General features: G+C 52.7%; 20 protein-coding genes. 10 read left to right on the forward strand and 10 right to left on the reverse strand.

What is annotated here, in order from left to right:
• Positions 1–8 precede the first annotated feature (8 nt).
• The 9 genes from atpD to phoU all read left to right on the forward strand — a co-directional run bounded on the left by atpD (position 9) and on the right by phoU (position 10,962).
• Positions 9–1,391, forward strand: coding sequence for a F0F1 ATP synthase subunit beta (atpD, locus tag M4I31_RS23915; RefSeq protein ID WP_006687764.1), 1,383 nt, complete (start codon positions 9–11; stop codon positions 1,389–1,391).
• 20 nt (positions 1,392–1,411) lie between these two features.
• Positions 1,412–1,831: a F0F1 ATP synthase subunit epsilon gene (locus tag M4I31_RS23920; RefSeq protein WP_003023809.1), complete on the forward strand. Its 420-nt coding sequence runs from the start codon at positions 1,412–1,414 to the stop codon at positions 1,829–1,831.
• Between the two features lie 654 nt (positions 1,832–2,485).
• Positions 2,486–3,856, forward strand: coding sequence for a bifunctional UDP-N-acetylglucosamine diphosphorylase/glucosamine-1-phosphate N-acetyltransferase GlmU (gene glmU, locus M4I31_RS23925; RefSeq protein WP_038635769.1), 1,371 nt, complete (start codon positions 2,486–2,488; stop codon positions 3,854–3,856).
• Positions 3,857–4,204: 348 nt separating this feature from the next.
• Positions 4,205–6,034: a glutamine--fructose-6-phosphate transaminase (isomerizing) gene (glmS, locus tag M4I31_RS23930; RefSeq protein WP_038635767.1), complete on the forward strand. Its 1,830-nt coding sequence runs from the start codon at positions 4,205–4,207 to the stop codon at positions 6,032–6,034.
• Positions 6,035–6,367: 333 nt separating this feature from the next.
• Positions 6,368–7,408, forward strand: a complete 1,041-nt coding sequence (gene pstS, locus M4I31_RS23935; RefSeq protein WP_038635764.1) for a phosphate ABC transporter substrate-binding protein PstS — start codon at positions 6,368–6,370, stop codon at positions 7,406–7,408.
• Positions 7,409–7,552: 144 nt separating this feature from the next.
• Positions 7,553–8,512 carry a phosphate ABC transporter permease PstC gene (gene pstC / locus M4I31_RS23940; protein WP_038635761.1) on the forward strand — a complete coding sequence of 320 codons (960 nt, stop codon included), beginning with the start codon at positions 7,553–7,555 and terminating at the stop codon, positions 8,510–8,512.
• Positions 8,512–9,402, forward strand: a complete 891-nt coding sequence (gene pstA, locus M4I31_RS23945) for a phosphate ABC transporter permease PstA (RefSeq protein ID WP_003827037.1) — start codon at positions 8,512–8,514, stop codon at positions 9,400–9,402. Before pstC ends, pstA begins: the two co-directional genes overlap by 1 nt.
• A 46-nt stretch (positions 9,403–9,448) precedes the next feature.
• The gene (gene pstB / locus M4I31_RS23950; RefSeq protein ID WP_003023821.1) at positions 9,449–10,222 is read left to right on the forward strand and encodes a phosphate ABC transporter ATP-binding protein PstB; all 774 of its coding nucleotides are present in this window, start codon (positions 9,449–9,451) and stop codon (positions 10,220–10,222) included.
• Positions 10,223–10,236: 14 nt separating this feature from the next.
• Positions 10,237–10,962, forward strand: a complete 726-nt coding sequence (gene phoU / locus M4I31_RS23955) for a phosphate signaling complex protein PhoU (protein ID WP_038635754.1) — start codon at positions 10,237–10,239, stop codon at positions 10,960–10,962.
• Positions 10,963–11,014: 52 nt separating this feature from the next.
• On the opposite strand, the gene yieH is transcribed toward phoU, so the two are convergent.
• Entirely contained in the window at positions 11,015–11,680 is a 666-nt protein-coding gene (yieH, locus tag M4I31_RS23960) for a 6-phosphogluconate phosphatase (protein ID WP_038635752.1), read from the reverse strand.
• Positions 11,681–11,847: 167 nt separating this feature from the next.
• Here yieH and adeP point away from each other — a divergent pair, with 167 nt between their 5' ends.
• The gene (gene adeP / locus M4I31_RS23965; RefSeq protein ID WP_006687753.1) at positions 11,848–13,185 is read left to right on the forward strand and encodes an adenine permease AdeP; all 1,338 of its coding nucleotides are present in this window, start codon (positions 11,848–11,850) and stop codon (positions 13,183–13,185) included.
• Between the two features lie 56 nt (positions 13,186–13,241).
• On the opposite strand, the gene M4I31_RS23970 is transcribed toward adeP, so the two are convergent.
• The 9 genes from M4I31_RS23970 to rpmH form a co-directional block, all read right to left on the reverse strand.
• Positions 13,242–13,808: an NADPH-dependent FMN reductase gene (locus M4I31_RS23970; RefSeq protein ID WP_003023832.1), complete on the reverse strand. Its 567-nt coding sequence runs from the start codon at positions 13,806–13,808 to the stop codon at positions 13,242–13,244.
• A 30-nt stretch (positions 13,809–13,838) separates the two neighbouring features.
• Positions 13,839–14,588 carry a 4'-phosphopantetheinyl transferase superfamily protein gene (locus M4I31_RS23975; protein ID WP_069323648.1) on the reverse strand — a complete coding sequence of 250 codons (750 nt, stop codon included), beginning with the start codon at positions 14,586–14,588 and terminating at the stop codon, positions 13,839–13,841.
• A 166-nt stretch (positions 14,589–14,754) separates the two neighbouring features.
• Entirely contained in the window at positions 14,755–15,714 is a 960-nt protein-coding gene (yidZ, locus tag M4I31_RS23980; protein ID WP_038635741.1) for an HTH-type transcriptional regulator YidZ, read from the reverse strand.
• Complete coding sequence (locus M4I31_RS23985) at positions 15,683–16,864, reverse strand: MFS transporter (protein ID WP_085049154.1); 1,182 nt, start codon at positions 16,862–16,864, stop codon at positions 15,683–15,685. Before M4I31_RS23985 ends, yidZ begins: the two co-directional genes overlap by 32 nt.
• 181 nt (positions 16,865–17,045) lie before the next feature.
• A complete protein-coding gene (gene mnmE, locus M4I31_RS23990; protein ID WP_032945460.1) occupies positions 17,046–18,410 on the reverse strand; it encodes a tRNA uridine-5-carboxymethylaminomethyl(34) synthesis GTPase MnmE in 1,365 nt (454 codons plus the stop codon).
• A 105-nt stretch (positions 18,411–18,515) separates the two neighbouring features.
• Entirely contained in the window at positions 18,516–20,162 is a 1,647-nt protein-coding gene (yidC, locus tag M4I31_RS23995; protein ID WP_006687746.1) for a membrane protein insertase YidC, read from the reverse strand.
• Positions 20,163–20,164: 2 nt separating this feature from the next.
• Positions 20,165–20,422, reverse strand: a complete 258-nt coding sequence (gene yidD / locus M4I31_RS24000; protein ID WP_003023846.1) for a membrane protein insertion efficiency factor YidD — start codon at positions 20,420–20,422, stop codon at positions 20,165–20,167.
• Positions 20,386–20,745 carry a ribonuclease P protein component gene (gene rnpA, locus M4I31_RS24005; RefSeq protein ID WP_003844432.1) on the reverse strand — a complete coding sequence of 120 codons (360 nt, stop codon included), beginning with the start codon at positions 20,743–20,745 and terminating at the stop codon, positions 20,386–20,388. Before rnpA ends, yidD begins: the two co-directional genes overlap by 37 nt.
• Positions 20,746–20,762: 17 nt before the next feature.
• A complete protein-coding gene (gene rpmH, locus M4I31_RS24010) occupies positions 20,763–20,903 on the reverse strand; it encodes a 50S ribosomal protein L34 (protein WP_003023858.1) in 141 nt (46 codons plus the stop codon).
• Positions 20,904–21,408 lie beyond the last annotated feature (505 nt).

A 21,408-nucleotide genomic window follows, 5' to 3' on the forward strand; every position in this document is an offset into this window, starting at 1 on the left:
GATTCAAGATGGCTACTGGAAAAATTGTCCAGGTAATCGGCGCCGTGGTTGACGTCGAATTCCCTCAGGATGCCGTACCGCGCGTGTACGATGCTCTTGAGGTTATGAATGGTAAAGAGAGCCTGGTGCTGGAAGTTCAGCAGCAGCTCGGCGGCGGTATCGTACGTACCATCGCCATGGGTTCTTCCGACGGTCTGCGTCGTGGTCTGGAAGTTAAAGACCTCGAGCACCCGATCGAAGTCCCGGTAGGTAAAGCAACCCTGGGCCGTATCATGAACGTCCTGGGTCACCCGATCGACATGAAAGGCGATATCGGTGAAGAAGAGCGTTGGGCTATCCACCGCGCAGCGCCTACCTATGAAGAACTGTCCAGTTCTCAGGAACTGCTGGAAACCGGCATCAAAGTTATCGACCTGATGTGTCCGTTCGCGAAGGGCGGTAAAGTTGGTCTGTTCGGTGGTGCGGGTGTAGGTAAAACCGTAAACATGATGGAGCTGATCCGTAACATCGCGATCGAACACTCCGGTTACTCAGTGTTTGCGGGCGTTGGTGAACGTACTCGTGAGGGTAACGACTTCTACCACGAAATGACCGACTCCAACGTTCTGGACAAAGTATCCCTGGTATATGGCCAGATGAACGAGCCGCCGGGAAACCGTCTGCGCGTTGCTCTGACCGGTCTGACCATGGCTGAGAAGTTCCGTGACGAAGGTCGTGACGTTCTGCTGTTCGTTGATAACATCTACCGTTACACCCTGGCCGGTACTGAAGTATCTGCACTGCTGGGTCGTATGCCATCAGCGGTAGGCTACCAGCCGACCCTGGCGGAAGAGATGGGTGTTCTGCAGGAACGTATCACCTCTACCAAAACCGGTTCTATCACCTCCGTTCAGGCGGTATACGTACCTGCGGATGACTTGACTGACCCATCCCCAGCAACCACCTTTGCTCACCTGGATGCAACCGTGGTACTGAGCCGTCAGATCGCATCCCTGGGTATCTACCCGGCCGTTGACCCGCTGGATTCCACCAGCCGTCAGCTGGATCCGCTGGTTGTTGGTCAGGAACACTACGACACCGCGCGTGGCGTACAGTCCCTGCTGCAGCGTTATCAGGAACTGAAAGACATCATCGCCATCCTGGGTATGGATGAACTGTCTGAAGAAGATAAACTGGTGGTAGCACGTGCGCGTAAGATCCAGCGCTTCCTGTCCCAGCCGTTCTTCGTTGCGGAAGTATTCACCGGTTCTCCAGGTAAATACGTTTCCCTGAAAGACACCATCCGTGGCTTTAAAGGCATCATGGAAGGCGAATACGACCACCTGCCAGAGCAGGCGTTCTACATGGTTGGTTCCATCGAAGAAGCTGTGGAAAAAGCCAAAAAACTTTAACGCCTTAATCGGAGGGTGATATGGCAATGACTTACCACCTGGACGTCGTCAGCGCAGAGCAACAAATGTTCTCTGGTCTGGTCGAAAAAATCCAGGTAACGGGTAGTGAAGGTGAACTGGGTATTTTCCCGGGTCACGCTCCGCTGCTCACCGCCATTAAGCCTGGTATGATCCGCATCGTTAAACAGTTCGGTCATGAAGAGTTTATCTACCTGTCCGGCGGCATTCTCGAAGTGCAGCCTGGCAGCGTGACCGTACTGGCTGACACCGCGATTCGCGGACAGGATCTCGATGAAGCGAGAGCCCTGGAAGCGAAGCGTAAGGCTGAAGAGCATATCAAGAGCTCTCATGGTGACGTGGATTACGCTCAGGCATCTGCGGAACTGGCCAAAGCGATCGCGAAACTACGCGTTATCGAGTTGACCAAAAAAGCGATGTAACACCGGCTTGAAAAACACAAGGCCAGTCTGGTTTCCAGGCTGGCTTTTTTTTCGCGTTGTTTCAGGAAAAATGGAAATAAAAAGCAGTTTTATTATTTCGTGATTTAGATCAAAAAAATATTGATTGGTTAAAAATTGAGGCGTAGACTCTTTTTTGTGATGTATATCACATAATAAACTCAGATAAAAAAGAGATACCAACATGAAATTGATCAACAAAATCATCGCCCTGTTCAGCAATATGAGTTTTTAGTCTTCCCTGCCTGCTCTGTGGCGCGATGCGTAATGCAGTTTATCAGCTAGCGCCATTTGTTAAATTCCCCCCCTCCTGCTCTTTTCTTTCACATCGTATTGTCGTGTTTGCCTTTTCTGCTTCCCACTGAATTGCATGCCTAAAATCATACCTTCGCTAATGTCATTCTTTATTTATGCGGCAAAAAAATAGCAAAAACATCCACCTAAGGCTTTAATAAGAGCAGACTGCTGGTTTTGGGGAGACAAAACACGTAGATATAGACGAAAATAGACAGTTATCAGATGGGGGATTTCCCCCGATTGAACGTTTTATCTTCGGTCCCTTTCACGATGAAAAAAATGTAGTATTTTCAATGTGAAACGGTATAAATTCGTTCTCAAATTACAGTCAGGACGTGTATGCTGAATAATGCTATGAGCGTCGTGATCCTTGCCGCAGGCAAAGGCACGCGTATGTATTCCGATCTCCCTAAAGTGCTGCATACCCTCGCAGGAAAACCGATGGTGCAGCATGTCATTGATGCCGCTAACGAATTAGGCGCGACTCACGTACATCTGGTCTACGGACACGGTGGTGATTTGCTTAAGCAGACGCTGAAAGATGGCAACCTGAACTGGGTACTGCAGGCCGAGCAGTTGGGTACCGGTCATGCAATGCAACAGGCGGCACCATTCTTTAGTGATGACGAAGACATTTTAATGCTCTATGGCGATGTGCCGCTGATCTCCACCGAAACACTACGTCGCCTGCGTGATGCTAAACCGCAGGGGGGAATCGGCTTGTTAACGGTAAACCTGGACGACCCATCGGGTTATGGGCGAATTACGCGTGATAACGGTAAAGTCACAGGCATTGTTGAACATAAGGATGCCACTGACGAGCAGCGTCAAATCCAGGAAATCAACACCGGCATCCTGATTGCCAACGGCGCAGACCTGAAGCGCTGGCTGTCCAAACTGACCAACAACAACGTGCAGGGTGAATACTACATCACCGATATCATTGCGATGGCATATCAGGAAGGGCGCGAAATTGCTGCGGTACATCCGGCACGAATCAGTGAAACGGAAGGGGTGAACAACCGTCTTCAGCTCTCTCGTCTGGAGCGTGTTTATCAGTCCGAGCAGGCAGAAAAACTGCTGCTGGCGGGCGTGATGCTGCGCGATCCGGCACGTTTTGATCTTCGCGGTACGCTTATTCACGGGCGCGATGTCGAAATTGATACTAACGTTATCATTGAAGGTAACGTAACCGTTGGGGATCGCGTCAAGATTGGTGCTGGCTGCATCATCAAAAACAGCGTGATTGGTGATGGTTGTGAGCTAAGTCCGTACAGCGTGGTGGAAGATGCGCATCTGGAAGCAGCATGCACCATCGGTCCTTTCGCGCGTCTGCGCCCGGGTGCAGAGCTGCAGGAAGGCGCACACGTGGGTAACTTCGTCGAAATGAAAAAAGCGCGTCTGGGTAAAGGCTCTAAAGCGGGTCACCTGACCTATCTGGGCGATGCGGAAATTGGCGATAACGTAAACATCGGCGCCGGTACGATCACCTGCAACTACGATGGCGCGAATAAATTTAAAACCATTATTGGCGATGATGTGTTTGTCGGTTCCGATACTCAGCTGGTGGCACCTGTCACCGTGGGTAAAGGCGCCACCATCGCGGCGGGGACGACCGTAACTCGCGATGTTGCCGATAACGAACTGGTATTAAGCCGTGTGCCTCAGGTCCATAAACAAGGCTGGCAGCGCCCGGTGAAGAAAAAGTAATTCAGTTTTTGCCGGATGGCGGCCTGCGTGCGGTGACGTTCTGTAGGCCTGATAAGCGTGAGCGCCATCAGGCAGACCAGAGACGAGGGGATAACATAATCCTCCGCTCAACAAGCAGTACCATAAAAATAACCCCACTCTCTACAAGGCTCGGGGCGCCCGGAATACGGGTATTACCCAAAGTATTTCGCGCTGTAGCAAGGCGGCAAGCTTGGGAATCTACGAGAGCTTACTAAAGTAAGTGACCGTAGTGAGCAAGCGTAGCCAACGTAGCTACGGAGTGAAAGACGAAGGGGAAACAGGTCAGCGACAACGACAGGCAAATGCCTAAATTCGGAATCAAAAAATATGTGTGGAATTGTTGGCGCTATCGCGCAGCGTGATGTAGCTGAAATCCTTCTCGAAGGTTTACGTCGTCTGGAATATCGTGGTTATGACTCTGCAGGTCTGGCCGTTGTCGATGCTGAAGGCAATATGACTCGCCTGCGTCGTCTGGGTAAAGTGCAGATGCTAACTGCTGCAGCGGAAGAACATCCGCTGCATGGCGGTACCGGTATCGCTCATACCCGTTGGGCGACCCACGGAGAGCCTTCAGAAGCGAACGCGCATCCCCATGTTTCTGAACACATTGTCGTGGTGCATAACGGCATCATTGAAAACCATGAACCGCTGCGTGAACTGCTGAAAACGCGTGGTTACACCTTTGTTTCTGAAACCGATACCGAAGTGATTGCTCACCTGGTGCACTGGGAGCTGGAACAGGGTGGGACGCTGCGTGAAGCCGTACTGCGTACTATTCCGCAACTGCGCGGTGCCTACGGGACGGTGATCATGGATACCCGTAGCCCGGAAACGCTGCTGGCGGCTCGTTCTGGTAGCCCGCTGGTGATTGGTCTGGGTATGGGTGAAAACTTTATTGCTTCCGATCAGCTGGCGCTGCTGCCGGTAACCCGTCGCTTTATCTTCCTGGAAGAGGGTGACATCGCGGAAGTGACCCGTCGTTCGGTCTCTATTTTCGACAAGTCTGGCGCGGAAGTGAAACGTCAGGATATCGAATCGAATCTGCAATATGACGCGGGCGAAAAAGGTATTTATCGCCACTACATGCAGAAAGAGATCTACGAACAACCGAATGCGATTAAAAATACGCTGACCGGGCGCATTAGCCACGGTGAAGTGGATTTAAGCGAGCTGGGTTCGCGTGCTAATGAGCTGCTGTCTCAGGTTGAGCATATCCAGATTATCGCCTGTGGCACGTCATACAACTCCGGTATGGTGTCCCGCTACTGGTTTGAGTCGCTGGCCGGTATTCCTTGTGATGTCGAAATCGCTTCTGAATTCCGCTATCGCAAATCTGCCGTGCGTCGTAACAGCCTGATGATCACCCTTTCCCAGTCTGGTGAAACGGCGGATACCCTGGCGGGTCTGCGTTTGTCTAAAGAGCTGGGCTATCTGGGCTCGCTGGCTATCTGTAACGTACCGGGGTCCTCTCTGGTGCGTGAATCCGACCTGGCGATGATGACCAATGCCGGTACCGAAATCGGTGTGGCCTCCACGAAAGCCTTTACCACTCAGTTGACCGTTCTGCTGATGCTGGTGGCGAAGCTGTCTCGTCTGAAAGGTCTGGATGCGTCTATTGAGCAAGAGATCGTTCATGGTCTGCAGGCGCTGCCGAGCCGTATTGAGCAGATGCTCTCCCAGGACAAACGCATTGCCGCTCTGGCGGAAGGTTTCTCTGATAAGCACCATGCGCTATTCCTGGGCCGTGGCGATCAGTATCCGATTGCGCTGGAAGGCGCGCTGAAGCTGAAAGAGATCTCTTATATTCACGCTGAAGCTTATGCCGCAGGCGAACTGAAGCACGGTCCGCTTGCGCTGATCGATGCCGATATGCCGGTTATCGTGGTCGCACCGAACAACGAACTGCTGGAAAAACTGAAATCCAACATTGAAGAAGTTCGTGCCCGCGGCGGTCAGCTGTACGTCTTTGCCGATCAGGATGCTGGCTTTACCAGTAGCGAAAACATGCACATCATCGAGATGCCGCATGTGGAAGAGGTGATTGCACCGATCTTCTACACCGTTCCGCTGCAGCTGCTGGCGTATCACGTGGCGCTGATTAAAGGTACCGACGTGGACCAGCCGCGTAACCTGGCGAAGTCGGTTACCGTGGAATAAGCCGTACCCTGCTGAACTAAAATGCCCTGCTTAAAGCGGGGCATTTTTTTAAGCTTGTTCTGTTTTTAATCAATTATCCCGCCTGTTTTATGTGACAAACCGTCATCTTCAGCTACTGTTTTCAGTGTCATAAAAAGAAAATTTTGCCGAAATATGATTGTCACATAATCGATTAACCTTCTGTTTTTATACTGTTTTTAATTGTTCCTGGCGCATTATTTTTCATTGTCATAAAACTGTCATATTTCGTACATTTAACTGTCACCTGTTTGTCCTATTTTGCTCACAGTAGCAACTCAAACAACAATTTACGAAAACCGTGCAGGAGACATTATGAAAGTTATGCGTACCACTGTCGCAACTGTTGTCGCCGCGACCTTATCCATGAGCGCGTTCTCTGCCTTTGCCGCAGCGAGCCTGACAGGTGCAGGTGCAACTTTTCCTGCGCCAGTGTATGCCAAATGGGCAGATACCTATCAGAAAGAGACTGGTAGCAAAGTAAACTACCAGGGTATCGGCTCCTCCGGTGGTGTAAAACAAATCACTGCGAATACCGTTGATTTCGGTGCCTCAGATGCGCCGCTGTCTGACGAAAAACTCAATCAAGAAGGCTTGTTCCAGTTCCCGACCGTGATCGGCGGTGTGGTGCTGGCGGTGAATATCCCTGGCCTGAAATCCGGCGAGCTGGTGCTTGACGGTAAAACGCTGGGCGACATCTACCTGGGTAAAATTAAGAAGTGGGATGATGAAGCCATCACCAAACTGAACCCAGGTCTGAAACTGCCTTCGCAGAACATCGCCGTTGTGCGTCGTGCTGACGGTTCCGGTACTTCCTTCGTCTTCACCAGCTACCTGGCAAAAGTGAACGAAGAGTGGAAATCTAAAATTGGTTCCGGTTCTACCGTTAACTGGCCGACCGGTCTGGGCGGTAAAGGTAACGACGGTATCGCCGCATTCGTCCAACGTCTGCCTGGTTCAATCGGCTACGTTGAGTACGCTTACGCTAAGCAGAACAATCTGGCGTACACCAGGCTGGTCTCTGCTGATGGCAAACCGGTAAGCCCGACCGAAGAGAACTTTGCTAACGCCGCGAAAGGCGCTGACTGGAGCAAAACCTTCGCGCAGGATCTAACCAACCAGAAAGGTGACGATGCGTGGCCAATCACTTCCACCACCTTCATCCTGGTGCATAAAGAGCAGAAGAAACCTGAGCAGGGCGCTGAAGTGCTGAAGTTCTTCGACTGGGCGTACAAAAATGGCGGCAAACAGGCTAATGACCTGGATTATGCCAGCCTGCCGGACAGCGTGGTTGAGCAGGTTCGTGCTGCATGGAAAACCAACGTGAAAGACAGCAGCGGTAAAGCGCTGTACTAATAGAATATTTTTGACGAATTGGCGGATGGCGCTACGCTTATCCGCCCTACGGTTTCTACCGTAGGCCCTGAGTGTAGGCCGGATAAGCGTAGCGCTATCCGGCATGGGCAACTTAGTAAACGCGTTTAACTTAAAGAGTGATTTATGGCTGCAACAAAGCCTGCTTTTAACCCACCGGGTAAAAAGGGTGACATGATATTCAGCGCGCTGGTAAAACTGGCTGCGCTGATTGTGCTATTGATGTTGGGTGGCATCATTGTCTCTCTGGTTATCTCCTCCTGGCCAAGCATTCAGAAATTTGGTTTCTCCTTCCTGTGGACTAAAGAATGGGATGCGCCAAATGATATCTACGGTGCATTAGTCCCGATTTACGGTACGCTGGTCACCTCGCTTATCGCACTGCTGATTGCCGTTCCGGTGAGTTTCGGCATTGCTTTGTTCCTGACTGAACTTGCGCCCGGCTGGCTGCGTCGCCCGCTGGGTATCGCTATTGAGCTGCTGGCGGCAATTCCAAGTATCGTGTACGGCATGTGGGGCCTGTTTATCTTTGCTCCGTTGTTTGCGACTTATTTCCAGGAACCGGTCGGTAACATCCTTTCCAACATTCCGTTTGTTGGCGCGTTGTTTGCTGGTCCGGCGTTTGGTATTGGGATTCTGGCTGCGGGCGTGATCCTCGCTATCATGATTATTCCTTACATTGCGGCGGTTATGCGCGATGTGTTCGAACAAACGCCGGTGCTGATGAAAGAGTCAGCCTACGGCATCGGTTGTACCACCTGGGAAGTTATCTGGCGCATCGTCCTCCCGTTCACCAAAAATGGCGTGATCGGCGGCGTGATGTTGGGTCTGGGTCGCGCACTTGGCGAGACCATGGCGGTGACCTTTATCATCGGTAACACCTATCAGCTCGACAGTGCATCGCTGTATATGCCGGGCAACAGTATTACCTCTGCGTTGGCGAATGAATTTGCCGAAGCGGAATCAGGTCTGCACGTTGCCGCGTTGATGGAGTTGGGCCTGATTCTGTTTGTGATCACCTTCATCGTACTGGCTGCGTCTAAGTTCATGATCATGCGCCTTGCGAAGAACGAGGGGGCACGCTAATGGCTACGCTTGAAATGCAAAACACCACTGCGCTTGCGGAATCCCGCCGTAAAATGCAGGCGCGTCGCCGCCTGAAGAACCGTATCGCCCTGACGCTCTCTATGGCGACCATGGCGTTCGGTCTGTTCTGGCTTATCTGGATCCTGATGTCCACGATTACCCGTGGTATCGACGGTATGTCGCTGGCGCTATTCACCGAAATGACGCCGCCGCCGAATACAGCTGGTGGTGGTCTGGCGAACGCTCTGGCCGGTAGCGGACTGTTGATCCTGTGGGCGACCGTGTTTGGTACCCCGCTGGGTATTATGGCGGGCATCTACCTGGCTGAGTACGGACGTAAGTCCTGGTTGGCTGAGGTCATCCGTTTTATCAATGACATCCTGCTTTCTGCGCCATCAATCGTGGTCGGTCTGTTCGTTTACACCATTGTGGTAGCAAAAATGGAGCACTTCTCCGGCTGGGCGGGCGTTATCGCGCTGGCGCTGCTGCAGGTGCCCATTGTTATTCGTACTACAGAGAACATGCTCAAACTGGTGCCGGACAGCCTGCGTGAAGCTGCCTATGCGCTGGGTACGCCGAAGTGGAAGATGATTTCTGCGATCACCCTGAAGGCGTCTGTCTCGGGCATTATTACAGGTGTCCTGCTGGCTATTGCGCGTATTGCCGGTGAAACGGCTCCGCTGCTGTTTACATCGCTCTCCAATCAGTTCTGGAGCACCGACATGATGCAGCCTATCGCCAACCTGCCGGTCACTATCTTTAAGTTTGCGATGAGCCCGTTTGCTGAGTGGCAGCAACTGGCCTGGGCTGGGGTACTGATTATTACCCTGTGCGTACTGCTGCTGAACATTCTGGCGCGCGTTATTTTCGCGAAGAAGAAACACGGTTAATTTTTACGGCGTGGCTGATGCGGCGCCGGATGAGGAATAGATTGAAATGAGTATGGTTGATACTGCCCCGGGTAAGATTCAGGTTCGTGATTTGAACTTCTACTATGGCAAATTCCATGCCCTGAAGAACATCAACCTGGATATTGCTAAAAACCAGGTTACGGCGTTTATCGGGCCGTCAGGCTGTGGTAAATCGACGCTGCTTCGTACGTTCAACAAAATGTTTGAGCTGTACCCGGAACAGCGTGCAGAAGGTGAAATCCTGCTGGATGGCGACAATATTCTCACCAATACCCAGGATATCGCGCTGCTGCGTGCCAAAGTGGGGATGGTATTCCAGAAGCCGACGCCGTTCCCGATGTCCATCTACGACAACATCGCGTTTGGCGTGCGTCTGTTTGAGAAACTCTCTCGTGCGGATATGGACGAGCGTGTGCAGTGGGCATTGACCAAGGCCGCATTGTGGAACGAAACCAAAGATAAATTACACCAGAGTGGGTACTCTCTCTCTGGTGGTCAGCAGCAGCGTCTGTGCATTGCGCGTGGCATCGCCATTCGCCCGGAAGTGCTTCTGCTGGATGAGCCATGTTCAGCGCTCGACCCGATCTCTACCGGGCGTATCGAAGAGCTGATCACCGAGCTGAAAGAGGATTACACCGTTGTTATCGTGACCCACAACATGCAGCAGGCGGCACGTTGTTCCGATCACACGGCATTTATGTACCTGGGCGAGTTGATTGAGTTCAGCAACACGGACGATCTGTTCACCAAGCCCGCGAAGAAACAAACTGAAGACTACATCACCGGTCGTTACGGCTGATTCAGGAGCTTGTTGTGGATAACCTTAACCTAAATAAACATATTTCCGGCCAGTTCAACGCCGAGCTGGAAAGCATCCGTACCCAGGTGATGACCATGGGCGGCATGGTGGAGCAGCAGCTTTCTGATGCGATTACCGCCATGCATAACCAGGACAGCGAGCTGGCGAAGCGCGTCATTGAAGGCGATAAGAACGTCAACATGATGGAAGTGGCGATCGACGAAGCCTGCGTGCGTATCATTGCCAAACGTCAGCCGACCGCCAGCGACCTGCGCCTGGTGATGGCGATTATCAAAACCATCGCTGAGCTGGAGCGTATTGGCGACGTGGCGGACAAAATTTGTCGCACCGCGCTGGAGAAATTCTCGCATCAGCATCAGCCGCTGCTGGTCAGCCTGGAATCACTGGGCCGCCACACTGTGCAGATGCTGCATGACGTGCTGGATGCGTTTGCGCGTATGGATCTGGACGAAGCGGTACGTATTTATCGTGAAGATAAGAAAGTTGACCAGGAATATGAAGGCATCGTGCGTCAGCTGATGACCTATATGATGGAAGACCCGCGTACTATCCCAAGCGTGCTTACCGCGCTGTTTTGCGCCCGTTCCATCGAGCGTATCGGTGACCGTTGCCAGAATATCTGCGAATACATTTTCTACTTCGTGAAGGGACAAGATTTCCGTCATGTAGGTGGTGATGAGCTGGATAAGCTGCTGGCGGGGAAAGATCCGAAAGAGTAATAAAAACGTAGAAAATAGGCCGGATGAGCGTCAGCGCCATCCGGCATTTCAGTTAACGCGTAATATTCCATCCGCGCGCTTTCCACAATTCCGGCAACTGGGCCAAATCGGTAAAAGTCGTCACTTTTGGATGATCGATCGGTTTGTTGTGCGGATCGGCGCAGAAATAGAATACTTCCATTCCCGCCGCAATCCCCGCCTGCGCGCCAGCACTGGAATCATCGACCAGAATGCAGTTCTCAACGTTGACGTCCATCGCTGTTGCCGCATGGAACATCAGGTCCGGATCGGGCTTCCAGCGTTGGATATCGTAACCGCTGAACAATAAATCAGGAAAATGGTGCAACATGCCCAGCTTACCCAGCGAATGCTGCATTTTACTGACCGGACCGTTAGAGACTACGCACATGGGCACTGTCATACTGTCCAGTAGCGCATTAGCGCCAGCGATCACCTCCAGTTCCGTATCGAACAGACGTGCGACCTCAGCGCGGTAAACCGGTTCTAAATCAGCTCTTGCCAGTTCGACACCGTGCTCTTCGTTGATAATGTCGATGATCTCGTACAGCTTTACCCCTTTGAAGCGTTTAAAAATTTCTTCAAGATCGAGCGTAATGCCGAACGCCTGGAACATGCTGACATACGCGCGAGAACAAATCACTTCACTGTCGACAAGGGTACCGTCACAGTCAAAAAATACGGCTTCTATCTGGGACATGTCATTTCCATTTTAACAAGTTTAACGTTTTCGTAATGCATTATTGGGCCACGCAATCGTTGCCGTATAAGCAAAATCAATGAAAAAAGTTGCTCATAACCCAACCCTATTGTCGCATTTTGGTATAGGATAGCGACGAATTTTCCCTCCTTGTTCGGAAATTGATAATGAGTCAACAACACACAACCCAGGCTTCTGGCCAGGGGATGCTGGAACGCGTGTTCAAACTGCGCGAACATGGCACGACGGCACGGACCGAAGTGATCGCCGGTTTAACGACCTTCCTGACGATGGTGTATATCGTTTTTGTTAACCCGCAAATTCTTGGCGTAGCTGGCATGGATACCAGCGCCGTCTTTGTTACCACCTGTCTTATTGCTGCTTTTGGTAGCATCCTGATGGGCCTGTTTGCCAACCTGCCGGTCGCCCTTGCGCCTGCTATGGGCCTGAACGCATTCTTTGCTTTCGTGGTCGTCGGCGCGATGGGCCTCTCCTGGCAGATTGGTATGGGCGCTATCTTCTGGGGCGCGGTAGGTTTGCTGCTGCTGACAATTTTCCGCGTACGTTATTGGATGATTGCAAATATCCCGGTTAGCCTGCGCGTGGGGATCACCAGCGGTATTGGTCTGTTCATCGGCATGATGGGGCTGAAAAACGCTGGTGTTATTGTGGCGAACAAAGACACGCTGGTGTCCATCGGCAACCTGACGTCTCACAGCGTGCTGCTCGGTATTCTGGGCTTCTTTATCATCGCGATTCTGGCGTCACGCAACATTCATGCGGCGGTGCTGATCTCCATCATTGTGACCACGTTACTAGGCTGGATGCTGGGCGATGTGCATTACAACGGTATCGTCTCTGCGCCACCGAGCGTGATGTCCGTTATTGGCCATGTCGATCTGGCCGGTTCGTTTAATATTGGCCTGGCGGGGGTGATTTTCTCATTCATGCTGGTCAACCTGTTCGACTCCTCCGGTACGCTGATTGGCGTTACGGATAAAGCCGGTCTGGCGGATGCGAAGGGCAAGTTCCCGCGTATGAAGCAGGCGTTGTATGTAGATAGCGTGTCATCTGTTACCGGCGCGTTTATCGGTACTTCTTCCGTTACCGCGTATATTGAATCTTCTTCCGGGGTTTCTGTCGGCGGACGTACCGGTCTGACAGCCGTGGTCGTTGGCCTGCTGTTCCTGCTGGTTATCTTCCTGTCGCCGCTGGCGGGAATGGTGCCGGGCTATGCCGCGGCCGGTGCGCTGATTTACGTCGGTGTGCTGATGACATCAAGCCTGTCGCGCGTGAAGTGGGATGACCTGACAGAAGCGGTTCCTGCGTTTATTACCGCCGTGATGATGCCGTTTAGCTTCTCGATTACCGAAGGTATCGCGCTGGGCTTTATTTCCTACTGCGTGATGAAAATCGGGACCGGACGTTTGCGCGATCTCAGCCCGTGCGTCATCGTTGTCGCGCTGCTGTTTGTACTGAAGATTGTGTTTATCGACGCGCACTGATCGCTGTTTATTTGGTTTTAGAAAGACAAGCCCGGCAAATCGCCGGGCTTTTTCGTTTACGCTTTCACGCGCTGAATGTAGTCGCCAAATGCGGTCAGTTGACCGGTCAGATGGTCCAGCGTGCTTTGGTCGATTACTTCACCCGTCTGCGGATCCACCTTGTTCTGAATGACCCCGCCCATAAATTCCGGCTTGTTCATCACCATGGCGTCGAGGAACACCAGGATCTGACGAAGATGGTACTGACAGCGCGCGCCGCCAATAGCGCCCATTGAGCTGGTCTGAATCAGCACCGGCTTGCCAGATAATGGCTGATCGGGCAGGCGGGACAGCCAGTCGATGGCGTTTTTCAGTCCGCCAGGAACAGAATAGTTATATTCCGGTGTCACAATAACAACACCATCAGCTTTCCTTATTTGCTCTGCCAGCGCTTCTACGCTGGCCGGGAAGCCTTCTTCCTGCTGGAGGTCGGCATCGTACAGCGGGATATCACCAATCGACGGTAACGCGCTCACTTCCATTCCTGCGGGCGCAATTTTAGGCAGCGTGCGGGCAACCATGCCGTTAAACGAACCTTTGCGCAGACTTCCCAGTAACGTAACAACATTCAATGTTTCAGACATGGTGACTCCTGTTTCATCATGAAGGTTAAATCAGTTAAGCGTATGGCTTTTCGCTGCGCATAATTGAGAGAACCGGATCAGACGACCCGTTGGCTCATTGGCGCGAGTCTGGATATCAGGCAAACTTTTCCAGTCCTGTTTACCATCAAACTCCCAAACCTTGAGTTTTTCAATGGTTGGCGTAACCGCAACCGACCACACCAGCACATCTTCCGCATCGCAAATGGCTTCCACCTGCGCAACATGGGCACATTTCAGACGTCCTGCGCCGGGTAAAAGCTGGAGTTCGCGCGGATCGTCATTACACACATCGCCAGTGAGTTTGAGAACGCTCTGGCGCAACGTAATGAGCTGCGCACGCGCTTCGTTTGGGTCGTTTTGGTTATTGATCCACAGGTTTTCGTTACTGGAGAAGCGCCAGGTTTGTGTTGAATTCGGATTGTGAAAACCCCGTGTCGCTCGCTGAAGCTCCATATCCAGGCCGCAAACACCTTCTGTTGTCAGCGCAACGCCAACGATATTTCCAGCATAAGAAATCGAAAATCCCGGCAGGTTTTTATCGCGAAAAACGGGCTTACCTTTCGCCTCAGTAACAATCTCAGGCAACGTGCTGGTGCCGTAAAGCATGAACATCAGTTCTGCGAGAAGACTGCGGGAGGCCAGGAAACGTGTTCGGCGGTGAGCGGGTAGATTTCTTGCTTCAATGTGACATGGAGTAGGGAGACGAACTGAAACCAGGTGTCCCTCCGTAAGAATCCCTCTGGCAAAATGTGTCGCCATTTTTCGCTCCGTGATTAATGGTCCGTTATTATTACCAGAGTAACATTTACACGGCGTTCAGGCAGGTTTTACAGGCTAAAAAATAAACGGAAATGGAATACATTACGCGACATTTACATTTCTGTTGCCAGAATGGTCATTTAAGCAACACTCTGGCGGCGGATCGTCAGGACATATCGCGATACAACGCCTTGATCGTGTCTTTCAGCCAGACGATCTTCGGATTATGGCTGTTACGTTTATGCCAAAGGAGAGTGAACGGTACGCGCATTTTCTCTAACTGTGCAGCATCAAATGGCATAGGACGCGCCACTAGCGGAAGCTGGTGGAGTTGGTTATAACGCTGACAATAGACCGGCGCGGTGGCTATCAGCGCATGATCCGGCTGGGCGGCCATAAACAGCGACTGCTCAAAACCTGGCAGGCATAACGCGATATTGCGTGTGCGCCCCATCTCCTGAAGCACATCGTCCAGCGCCCAGGTATCGCTTTGCTCCCAGCTAATACTGATGTGGGGATAGCGCAGAAATGTGTCCAGACTCCACTCTTCCTGCAATGCCGGATGATCTTCACGTAGCCAGACGCAAGGGAGATCGGAAAACAGCACTTCATGGTCGATCGACAACGGCAGTAGGCTCAGCAGTTCTCGCGAACGCGGATGGCTTTCGCGACCGGTGAAGCCGATATCCACCTCGCCGCGAATAATCGCATCCAGTGAATCATAGTCCCAGTTGCGTATTTTGATTGTCGCCTGGGGATAACGCTGATAGATCTGCCGGGAGAGGGCGTTGAACATGATCATTACCAGCGGCGTTTCGGCCACCAGATCAAACTTCAACCCGCGCGGAGCCTCATGGTGCGGCTTATCCAGCAATTGATTGCTCATCTGCATCCACTCTGCCAGATTCTGCTCCATGCTGACCATTAACGGCGTCGGCGTAAGTCCCAGCGGGGTGTTTACAAACAACGGGTCGTCAAACCAGGTCCGCAGTTTCGACAGCGACTTACTGACCGCCGACGGCGTGACGTTCATCCGTTTGGCGGTTTTGGTAACGCTGCGTTCCTGCATCAATAACTGCAGGCACAGCAACAAATTAAGATCGAGACTGCTGAGGGATTTCTTCATGAGTTGGCGCGGACCGGTTGGGGGCAACAGTGATAATCAGCATGATACTCACTATGCTACAGCCAATCAGAATCCCGATCAGCATATTCAGCGCATCAAGGCCGAGGACCGCTGCCAGCCAAATCCATAACGATGAGCCACAAACCTGCGCAATACCTAACGCCGAGCTGGCAACCCCTGCCCGCAGCGAGAACGGCCCCAGCGCCTGACTCATGGCGACACCAAAACCAACCGAGAACCCGGCGCAGATTAAGGTCAGCCCAAACAGCGTCACCATATGCGAACTGGCGAGGGTTAACACCACGCCTGCAGACAGAAACAGCACCTGAGAGGTCAGCATCAGAACGCGAGGCTTGAATACGCTGAGGGCGAACGGCGTCGAGAAAGAGACCGCCATACTGATACCTGCGGTCATGGCCATCGTCGTGGCATACTCACCACGGTCGAAGCCCATCACTTCCATTAGCAACACTGGAGAGGTATTCACGAAGGTCAGGATCACCGACACGCTGAGAGTGGTAATGGCCAGACGGCTTAAGAAAAAACGGTTCACCAAAGACTCGTTGGCGTGGTTCTTTGGTATAGACGCCGTGAGGGTCGCTGGGCGTGATTCTCGCAGGATAAATACCGACAGCAAGCATACAACCACACCCATACCGATCATCGTGTAGAACAGGCTTTGCCACGGGTATTTGAGCATAATCAGATGCCCCATCACCGGAGCCAGTACTGGTACGATACAGGTGATTCCGTTCAACAGCGACAGCACTTTTGCCCGGCGGCGATCGTCGAGCGTATCGCGCAGAATAGCGAAGGCCACCACATAGCAGCAGCCTGCGCCCACGCCCTGAATAAAACGGCCGACCAGGAACGGTGTACCGCTCTCGGCAAATGAACACAGCGCAGAGGCGAAAATAAAGATGAGGGCGCCGACTATGGCGACCGGTTTACGTCCTGACTGGTCGGCGACTTTTCCGGCGAAAAGCATCGCCGTCGCCATTCCCGCCAGATAAACCGAAAACGCGATATGCAGTTGCGCCTCGCTGGCCTGTAGATCGGCCGCAATACGGGGCAGCCCCACCAGATACATATCAATACCGGCGGGATAAAGTAGAACCAGGGCAAAACTGCAGATTAGAAAGCGTGTCATAGCGACCTCATAAGGAATGTGGCGCTTAGGATACGGGCAGAGAGTCAACTGCACGAGTTGCCATTTGGACAACAGTGTTTTCCTCATGGGAAATTATTGTTGCAGGACGGGAGCGTAAACACCTTATCCAGACTACGGGGCCTGTAGACCCGGTAGGCATCGCGCCACCGGGCAACACACGTTACTTACCGATACAGAAGCTGGAGAAAATCCGTCCCAGCAGATCGTCGGAGGTAAATTCACCGGTAATCTCACTGAGGTTTTGCTGAGCCAGACGTAGCTCCTCTGCCAGCAATTCCCCGGCCCATGCTCCGAGCAGTTGGGCTTTGCCCTGCTCGAGATGCTCCGCCGCTTCTGCCAGCGCCTGTAGGTGACGACGACGCGCCAGGAAGCCGCCTTCCATATTGGTTTCAAAGCCCATGCTCTGCTTGAGATGGTTGCGCAGCACGTCAACGCCTTCCCCGGTACGTGCGGAGAGACGCACCAGTGAGTGGCCATTTACTTCGCTAAGACCCAGCGTTTCACCGGTAATATCCGCTTTGTTACGCACCACGGTAATAGGTAGTTTGGCAGGCAGACGGGCAATAAAGTCGGGCCAGATGTCAGCCGGGTCCACGGCGTCGGTGGTGGTGCCATCAACCATAAACAGTACGCGATCGGCCTGTTCGATTTCCTGCCATGCGCGTTCGATCCCAATTCGTTCCACTTCATCGCTGGCATCGCGCAGACCGGCGGTGTCGATAATGTGCAGCGGCATGCCGTCGATATGGATATGCTCACGCAGTACGTCGCGGGTGGTGCCGGCGATGTCGGTGACAATGGCGGCTTCGCGGCCTGCCAGCGCGTTTAGCAGGCTTGATTTCCCGGCGTTCGGGCGACCAGCAATCACGACCTTCATCCCTTCGCGCAGCAGGCTGCCCTGACGCGCTTCGGCACGTACGGCATCAAGGTCGCTGATAACGCTATTGAGCTGCGCTTCAATCTTGCCGTCAGACAGGAAGTCGATTTCTTCATCCGGGAAATCAATCGCCGCTTCCACGTAGATGCGCAGGTGAGTGAGCGCTTCCACAAGATGATTTACCCGTGCGGAAAAGGCGCCCTGCAACGAGTTCAGCGCCGAGCGAGCCGCTTGCTCCGAGCTGGCATCGATCAGGTCGGCAATCGCCTCGGCCTGGGCTAAATCGAGCTTATCATTGAGAAATGCGCGCTCGGAGAATTCACCGGGTCTGGCAATGCGCAGCCCGGGAATGGTCAGAATACGTTTGAGCAGCAGATCAAGAATCACCGGACCGCCGTGACCCTGCAGCTCTAAAACGTCTTCACCGGTAAAGGAGTTTGGGCCGGGAAACCACAGGGCAATGCCTTGATCCAGCGCGCTGCCATCTGCGTCTTTAAACGGCAGATAATCGGCATAACGCGGTTTTGGCAGTTTGCCCAGCACGGTTTCTGCGACCTCGCGCGCTTTCAGGCCGGAGATACGCAGGATACCCACGCCACCACGTCCCGGAGGGGTGGCCTGAGCGACGATGGTGTCGTTATGGCTCATGATATGTCTCTTTGTGATGCAATAAAAAAGGCGGTCTAATGACCGCCCTTTACGTTATGTTCCGTTTGCCGGATGGCGGCTTCGCCTAATCCGGCCTACACCGAATCAGGAGTTTTTCTTCTCGCGGCTATGCAGCCCACGCTTCTCCAGACCACGGTAAATCAGCTGCTGCTGAATAATGGTTACCAGGTTGCTGACGATATAGTACAGCACCAGACCTGACGGGAACCACAGGAAGAACACGGTGAAGATGACCGGCATAAAGGTCATGATCTTCTGCTGCATCGGGTCGGTCACGGTGGTCGGAGACATCTTCTGAATGAAGAACATCGTCACGCCCATCAGGATCGGCAGAATGTAGTACGGGTCCTGTGCAGACAGGTCATGGATCCACAGCGCGAACGGCGCATGACGCAGTTCAATGGAGCCCATCAGCATGTAGTACAACGCCAGGAAGATTGGCATCTGGATGATCAGCGGGAAGCATCCGCCCAGCGGGTTAACCTTCTCAGCTTTGTACAGGGCCATCATTTCCTGGCTCTGACGCTGTTTGTCATCGCCCAGACGCTCACGCATAGCCTGAATCTTCGGCTGCAGCATACGCATCTTCGCCATGGAGGTGTACTGCGCTTTGGTCAGCGGGTACATGATGCCACGAACGATAAAGGTGATAACGATGATGGAGAAGCCCCAGTTACCCAGGAAGCTATGGATCCACTTCAGCAGTTTAAACAGCGGCTGAGAGATGAACCACAACCAGCCGTAATCCACGGTCAGATCCAGGTGCGGTGCAACGGCCGCCATTTTGTCCTGAATTTCCGGGCCGACCCACAGAGTGCTGGTCATCGCGCCAGTCTGGCCTGGCTGTACCAGTACCGGCTGAGATTTATAGCCGATAGCGGCAATGCCGTTACCCAGGTTAGCGGTGTAGAAGTTGTTGGTGCCGTCGTTACGCGGAACCCATGCCGTTGCGAAATACTGTTGCAGCATTGCGACCCAACCGTCTTTAGCGTTGACGTTCAGGTTTTCGTTTTCAGCAATGGTGTCGAATTTGTATTTCTCATACTTCTCATCCGGCGTGGAGTACGCCGCGCCACGGAAGGTGTGCAGCGCAAAGTTGCTGCTACCGGTGTCGCGATGAGATGGCAGATTGATGGATTGCTTCAGCTGACCAAAGGTGGAGATTTCCAGCGGTTTCTCGCCGGCGTTCTGCACGCTGTAGTTAACGTTGACAGCATATTCACCACGCTTGAGGACAAACGTTTTAGTGAACGTGTTACCCGCTGCGTCAGTATAGGTCATCGGGATCTGCAGTTCGTTCTGACCGTCTGCCAGTACAAATGCGTCTTTTTCGACGTTGTACAGCGGACGTGGGCCGTTAGCCGGGTTATCCGGGCCGTCACGACCTGTCAGGCCACTCTGTGCCTGGTAGATGAACTGTGGCGTGGTTTCCAGTAACTGGAACGGTTCGGTAGAACCAAGTTCTTTCGGGTAAGCTGGCAGCGAAGCCTGTTCCACATCACCACCACGGGTGTTGATGGTCAGATCAAGCACGTCAGTTTTAACCGTAATCAGTTTCCCCTGGCCACTGGCCGGTACGCCCTGGTCTGCGGCGCTACCCGCTGCGGTGGTCGTTGTCTGCGTGGTCTGTTGGGCCTGAGGTTGCGGGTTTTTATCCTGCTCCCAGGCTTGCCAGATCATGAAAGACACGAACAGCAAAGCGATGACTAAAAGATTGCGTTGCGAATCCATCGTTAGTGTTCTCTGGTATCAAATGGTCCGGGCGGGACGGGATCGTCACCACCAGGGTGTAAAGGGTGGCATTTTAATACGCGTTTCACCGTCAACCAACTGCCTTTTATCACTCCAAACCTGCGCAATGCCTCAATTCCGTAGCTCGAACAGGTTGGAGTGAAACGGCAATGCGGCCCAAGCAGCGGACTGATCAGGCGTTGATAGACCCGAATGAGGGCTATCAGGACCCGCGAGCCAGGCGACAATGGCGACGCCATAATTTTTCCAACGCTTCCGAGAGAGCACGGTTATCGAGGTCAGCAACCCCTTTTTTCGCCACCACCACGAAATCCATTGCGGGAAGTTCGTGCTGACGTAAACGGAAGCTTTCACGCGTCAGACGTTTAATCCGATTGCGTTCATGCGCACGTTTAACATTTTTCTTGGCGACGGTAAGACCGATACGGGGATGCCCCAGCGAATTCAGGCGGCCGAGGATGGTGATTTGCGGCGTGCCAGCCCGTTGTGGCTGCTGGAAGACGAATGTGAAATGAGTGGGAGTTAACAAACGTAACTCCCTGGGAAATGCGAGCTTAACCACTCAGGGGCTAGCTTTTATTACTTAGAAACGGTCAGACGAGAACGGCCTTTAGCACGACGACGTGCCAGAACCTGACGACCATTTTTATTAGCCATACGAGCACGGAAGCCGTGAGAACGGTTGCGCTTCAGTACAGACGGTTGAAAAGTGCGTTTCATGGCGATTTCTACCTAAACTTGAATAAATTCACTGACTTTTGCGTATACCCGAACGAGTTTCGAACGACTTACGCCACAGTGTGGGTGATTAAAGAGGCCGGATTGTAATAATTGTACACTCCGGAGTCAATTCTCTTTCCTTATTTCCCGCTTTTTTCCACAAGGTTTTGTGTGAAAAACAGGCAGCGTTGACGCCGTAAGGCGACCGTTACTCGCTGGGGGTAAGAATTATACGGGCTGGTGGATAAAGCGCAAGGATCGCCCGGGATCTTTATTAGATCGTTTAAGCAGTAAAGCATCTTTACTCATTAATTTTTTCAATATGCGCGCTAAAACCTGCAGCACTTCTCCAGGATCGTTTACACTTAGCCGATTCTGGATCATCCTGTGGATAAATCGGGAAGAATCTGTGAGAAACAGAAGATCTCTTTCTCAGTTTACGCTATGATCCGCGGTCCCGATCGTTTCAATGGATCCTGATCGGGTAAAATTGCAGATAGCAATT

The sequence above is a fragment of the Citrobacter sp. XT1-2-2 genome, assembly GCF_023516235.1.
Classification (GTDB): Bacteria; Pseudomonadota; Gammaproteobacteria; order Enterobacterales; family Enterobacteriaceae; genus Citrobacter; species Citrobacter werkmanii.